We start from the raw sequence: 5,100 nt of genomic DNA, 5'->3' as shown, positions 1-5,100 counted from the left end.
GGCATCCTCCCAACGGCGAAAATCCGCCGGCCAAGCGAAGAATCCATCGCAACCGCAAACGCAAACGCAAGTGAACAATCAGACTACAAAAATTTCCAAATGCGATTCCCCTGACCAGCCATCGAAATCCGGCTCGCAGCCGAGCTCAGTCAGCCGATCGCCCACCTGCGTGTAAAGAAAGCTAATCGCACCGGGGTTCGACCCGCCCTGGAACCAATCGACCGTCCGGCTGTCGACAACAAGTGCGCCCGGTCCTTGAGCATCTCGATTAGTTAGATTTCTCCGATCGTCATGACTCCTTCCGCTGATGCAATCGGCTGGATACAGAACGGCGGGCACGCGCGCGACGTCTTCGAAGATCGCGTAGGCCGGTCGCAGGGTCGGCGGGGCGCCAGCCATTGGCACGCAGCCCCCATGGCCCGCGCCCGAAGAAAGCCGCGGATGATTTGGCAGTGCCGACACGGTCATTCGCAAGAAGGCGATCGCGCTGTAAAGGTTGCTCAATCTTTCCTGCGTGTTGCGACACCTAAAAGCCGTCCGCTTTCCCCTGTATACTCGTTGGTTGGCCGCGTCAGTTCACCTGAATGGCGTGGCGGGCCAGAATCTCCTGCTTTGCGACATCGAGGAAGCGCAACTCGTAGCCGCCGGGCGCGTCGGGCAGTGTTATGGCGACGGGCCGGTCGCCTTCGATCCTGACGGCCGTGATCCAGGTAAAAATCGCCTGGTCGGCCCGTGCCAAGGTGATGCGCTGATCGGCGCTGCCTCGGGTCGTGCTCCAACCCACATCGATGGTCGTGCCGGCGACGGCGCTGTCCGGTGCCTCGAGTGTTGCGCCGTTTTCGAGGGAGGCATCCTCCGCCAGAATCTCGATCGGCTGTCGGGCCAAAGTGCGGCGTCCTTCATTCAGCACGTAGCGGATCTCGTACATCCCCGTCTCGGCGGGTGCGCGCAATTCGTCCTCGCTGTTGTCGCGAACGCGGAAATGGCCGTCCTGTCGCCCTTCTTCCGCGCCCATGGGAACCACAGTGACAAAGTCGCCACCCGACACCCCACCCGTCCAACTGACCTGGATCGGGTCCCCGGCGCGGATCTTGTCCGGTGCGGTGAGCGTGACCTCCGGCTCGGTCACTTCGATGGGCTGCGAGGCGAGGGTGCGACGTCCTTCGTTCCGGACGTAACGCACCTCGTAGAAGCCCGTCTCTGCCGGTGCGCGAAGCTGGTGTTCGTCGTTGTCGCGGACGCGGAAGTGATTGTCCTGGCTACCTTCGTCTGCGCCCATCGGCACGACGGTGATGAAGTCGCCGCCCGCAACCGTGCCGGTCCATGACACGTCGAAGGCCGATCCGGCGAGCGCGCTGTCCGGTGCGGTGAGCGTCACCTTGGGATCGGTCACTTCGATGGGCTGCGAGGCGAGGGTGCGGCGCCCCTCGTTGAGGACGTAACGCACCTCGTAGAGGCCCGTCTCGCCGGGCGCGCGCAGCCGGTGTTCGTCGTTGTCGCGAACGCGGAAGTGATTGTCCTGGCTGCCTTCGTCTGCGCCCATCGGCACGACGGTGATGAAGTCGCTGCCCGCAACCGTGCCGGTCCAGGACACGTCGAAGGCCGATCCAGCGAGCGCGGTGCCAGGGACGGTTAGCGTGACCTCCGGCTCGGTCACTTCGATGGGCTGCGAGGCGAGGGTACGGCGTCCCTCGTTCAGGACGTAACGCACCTCGTAAAGGCCCGTCTCTGCCGGTGCGCGAAGCTGGTGTTCGTCGTTGTCGCGGACGCGGAAGTGATTGTCCTGGCTGCCTTCATCTGCGCCCATCGGCACGACGGTGATGAAGTCGCTGCCCGCAACCGTGCCGGTCCAGGACACGTCGAAGGCCGACCCGGCGAGCGCGGTGCCAGGCGCGGTGAGCGTGACGTCGTATTGCGGTTCCGGTGCGGGCGCGGGTTCGGGGGCTGCGTCGACGACCGCGGAGCCGACAGCGGCCAGAGCGTCGCCCAGTTCGTCCGCGTTGCCGGCCGAGATGTACCGACCGCCGGTTTCCTCGGCGATGCAGGACAGCGCGCTTGCATCGGCATCGCCGAGGCCGAAGCCCACGACATGGGCGGTAAACCCGATCCCGCGCGTCTCAAGCGTTTTTGCCAGCGTGCAAGGGTCGCGGTCGCAGCTTTCCAGACCGTCCGAAATCAGGATCACCGTCGCCGGCGTATCTGTGTAGGACAACACCGTCGCGGCCTGTTCGACCGCGCCGGTCAAAGGGGTCTTTCCGGTCGGCGTGATCGCCCCGATCCGGTCGAGAATCCGGGTGCGGGTGTCCGGTTCCGGGGCCACGAGCGTTTCGATGTCGGAACAATCACCGCGACGGCGATGCCCATAGGCCATCAACCCGACCTGTCGGCTTTCCGTCCAGTCGCCCAGCAGGTTTTCCATGACGCCACGGGCGATCTCTATCTTCGCGGTGCCGTCGATCTGGCCCCACATGGAGTTCGAGCCATCGAAGACGATCATCACGTTCTCATCCTCCGCTGCCGCCTCGGGTGCGGTGCAGGCAATGGCGCCAAGCAAAAAGGCGAGGGCGATCGTCTGCGAGACAGTCTTCTTCATTTCCTGATCCTTCGCTTGTCGTAATCCCGGCGAAACCACGTTGTTTGCGGCGCCGTTTCCCCTTGCCGGCTCGTCGTCTCCAGGGTGCCACGCCGTGCCGAGGGACCGATGTCGGTTCCGTTTCCTTCAAGTCCGGTAGCAGCGCTCATCATCGCGTCCTGCCGCGCCGGGGCACCGCCGCCCACCTTCTCGCCTTCGGCCCGGCCGAGGATCTTGCCGGTTTCGATGTCGATCTCCCGGGCGAAGCAGCCGTCAGGCTCTTCCATCGGGAACATCGTGTCATGCCGCAGCCGGCGCGAGTGATCGAACTCGTCCGGCCGGCTGGCGGTCCCGGCTCGAAGTCCCCCGACACCGATTTCTGCCGACCCGTCCGCTCAACGTTCGGGGTGGTCGCCATGCAGCCGGCCGATGATGCGGCGGGCGGTGGCGATGTCGTCGAAGACGCCGTGCAGATCTTCCTCGATCTCGTCAGCCGGTGCGGTGAGCTTGCCCAACGCCAGGAAGTCGGCATCGCGTTCCAGCGCCATGAAGAACGATTCGTCATGGAACCCGGCCTCCAGCCCCTTGGCCCCTCGGCGCCCGCTTTCGGCCTCGGCGATCTTCACGAAACTGTCCAGAAAGCCGGGGGACAACACCTGCTTCGCGATGTCGGGGCTGTCCGAATGGACCTCGAACAGGCGCTCGAAGGCGTCATGGCCGGTCTCGACCTTGGGCAGGTCGCGGCCCACTCCGCCGAACATGCTAATCAGCTTATTGCCCGGTCCGTAATCGCGGGCAATGAGGATGCGTGCGGGGATCGGGTCGGGTACGCCGACACGCATCAAAATCCCCTTGAACTGGGTCCGGGGAGAACTGTCGCTTCGGTCGTTGTCGGCATTCATGCTGCTTTGCCCCTTGTCGTTGATCAGCTTCGCCTCGACCAGCTCGAAGCGCACATCGCGATGCGTTCCTTCCAACCGGTTGGCGACGTCCGCCCTGGTGAAACGGCGGATCACACCCAGTTTCTGCATCCGTTCAAGCGGAAAGCCCTTCAGAGCGTCGCGGTCATGGGTGAGGTCGCCCAGAAAGTCGCAAACCACGGGCATCACTTCCTTCGCCGCCGATCCGCTCCATTTCGCGTCCTGGCGTTTCCACAATAGCAGCGCCGCGACCCCGCCGAAGGCGAGGGGCACCCCGAACCCCACCAGCGCGCCCGCCAGCCCGTCCGAGCCCGAGTCGAAGAGCAGAAACAGCAGCCCCAGCCCCGCACCCGCCGCAAGAGCAAGCGCGGCGTGACGCCTGGCGACGGCTAGAACCGCCCGCCGCTTTTCCTCCAGCGCGTTCAGGCGTGGCGCAATGCGCTCTGCGAAGACGCTGGAAAAGCCGGTTTCGATGGGGCTGCGTTCGGTAAATGCTGTCATTGGTCCTCCGGATGATGGGGCGGACGATGGGCCTCGGCCCGAAGTCGTCAGGGAAAGGTCCAGCCTTCGTGTTCGACCCGCATGACGCGCAGCGCCGGCGGATCGCGCGCGCCGTCGACCCGCAGTCGAAACACGGCACGCTGCGGATGCCCAAAATTGCGAAACGTCGCGTGCACGCTGATCATGCCGCGAAACATCGCGCGCTCGGGTGCGGGGGCGACCTGAAGGTCCGTGACGTCGGCGTCCTGGGTTCCGAACAGCGGATCGGCCTGCACGCCCTGCGCCAATCGCGCGACCCCATCCGGAAAGAAGTACGCGCGTGCGGCCGACGGATGCAGTGGCCCCTCGGTGTCCGCGTCACCGGCGTCAAATTGCCGGTCGTAGAGTCGGCGCACCAGCGCGACACCCTCGGCGACCAGCGGGTCCAGGTCCAACCGTCCGGCCGATGCATCCTCTTGCAGGTAGTTCGCCGACACCCAGCCCATGGTCACAAGATCCGGGCTTTCGATCAGACACCATCTGGGCGGCAGGTTCGCGCGCTGGGTTTCGGTCAGATCACGGTATGCCTGGCGTGTGAGGAACGGAACGCAGGTGACCATCCGCAGGCCTTTGGCATCGGGTGCGACGGCACCGATCACCAGGTGCCCGGTTCCTGGCCCGGTCCGAACATTCAGCATATCATTGGGCGCAACGCCCGTGACCTGCCACGCATCCGGCCCGTGCCCGTCCATCTGTGCCTGCACGACCGTCGGGGTCAGAATCAAAAGTGATGCGGCCACGAGGTTTCCGGTGATGGAAGCCATGGGAAAGCCTTCTGCTCATGATTTTTTACGGTCAGGTGTAGCAGCTGCCGATTGCTGCCTTGCAAAAGTTCCCAACGGGAACCGACCGTGACGCCGAGTGTGTTGCGAGGGTTAGGCTCGAGTCAATGCGTGATCGCCCTGCGTTTTCCGCAGTTTCGTCAGTTCGGTGGCGTGGCATGCCCGCTGACGGCTTAGAGCGTCCAGTAATAAGTGTGAATCGGATGGTTCCGCTTGGAGACGTATTCTGATTCCTTGTGTGCGGGAGGATACGCACCATGGGAAGATCGGTTTCATCGGACTTGCG

General features: G+C 64.3%; 5 protein-coding genes. All 5 read right to left on the bottom strand.

The annotated features are described in order from the left end of the window. Positions 1-78: 78 nt before the first annotated feature. The 5 genes from VQ042_RS24575 to VQ042_RS24555 all read right to left on the bottom strand — a co-directional run bounded on the left by VQ042_RS24575 (position 79) and on the right by VQ042_RS24555 (position 4,796). A complete protein-coding gene (locus VQ042_RS24575) occupies positions 79-504 on the bottom strand; it encodes a hypothetical protein (protein WP_331822898.1) in 426 nt (141 codons plus the stop codon). Between the two features lie 67 nt (positions 505-571). Then, positions 572-2,593 (bottom strand): VWA domain-containing protein, encoded by a 2,022-nt coding sequence (locus tag VQ042_RS24570; RefSeq protein WP_331822897.1) that lies wholly within the window; start codon positions 2,591-2,593, stop codon positions 572-574. After that, positions 2,590-2,859 carry a hypothetical protein gene (locus VQ042_RS24565; RefSeq protein ID WP_331822896.1) on the bottom strand — a complete coding sequence of 90 codons (270 nt, stop codon included), beginning with the start codon at positions 2,857-2,859 and terminating at the stop codon, positions 2,590-2,592. The genes VQ042_RS24570 and VQ042_RS24565 overlap by 4 nt, the downstream gene beginning before the upstream one ends. A 108-nt stretch (positions 2,860-2,967) precedes the next feature. After that, positions 2,968-3,993 (bottom strand): DUF3137 domain-containing protein, encoded by a 1,026-nt coding sequence (locus tag VQ042_RS24560; RefSeq protein ID WP_331822895.1) that lies wholly within the window; start codon positions 3,991-3,993, stop codon positions 2,968-2,970. A 47-nt stretch (positions 3,994-4,040) separates the two neighbouring features. Further along, positions 4,041-4,796, bottom strand: coding sequence for an SH3 domain-containing protein (locus tag VQ042_RS24555; protein WP_331822894.1), 756 nt, complete (start codon positions 4,794-4,796; stop codon positions 4,041-4,043). Between the last annotated feature and the right edge of the window lie 304 nt (positions 4,797-5,100).

Origin of the sequence: Aurantimonas sp. A2-1-M11, from assembly GCF_036549475.1 — a bacterium.
In the GTDB taxonomy this organism is placed as follows: Bacteria; Pseudomonadota; Alphaproteobacteria; order Rhizobiales; family Rhizobiaceae; genus Aurantimonas.
Note: the sequence above shows the minus strand (reverse complement) of the source record. Positions and strands in the feature narration are given on the sequence as shown.

Coding starts and splice junctions, on each gene's coding strand:
- VQ042_RS24570 (WP_331822897.1), bottom strand. CDS start 2,593: ATGAAGAAGACTGTCTCGCAGACGATCGCCCTCGCCTTTTTGCTTGGC.
- VQ042_RS24565 (WP_331822896.1), bottom strand. CDS start 2,859: ATGGAAGAGCCTGACGGCTGCTTCGCCCGGGAGATCGACATCGAAACC.
- VQ042_RS24560 (WP_331822895.1), bottom strand. CDS start 3,993: ATGACAGCATTTACCGAACGCAGCCCCATCGAAACCGGCTTTTCCAGC.
- VQ042_RS24555 (WP_331822894.1), bottom strand. CDS start 4,796: ATGGCTTCCATCACCGGAAACCTCGTGGCCGCATCACTTTTGATTCTG.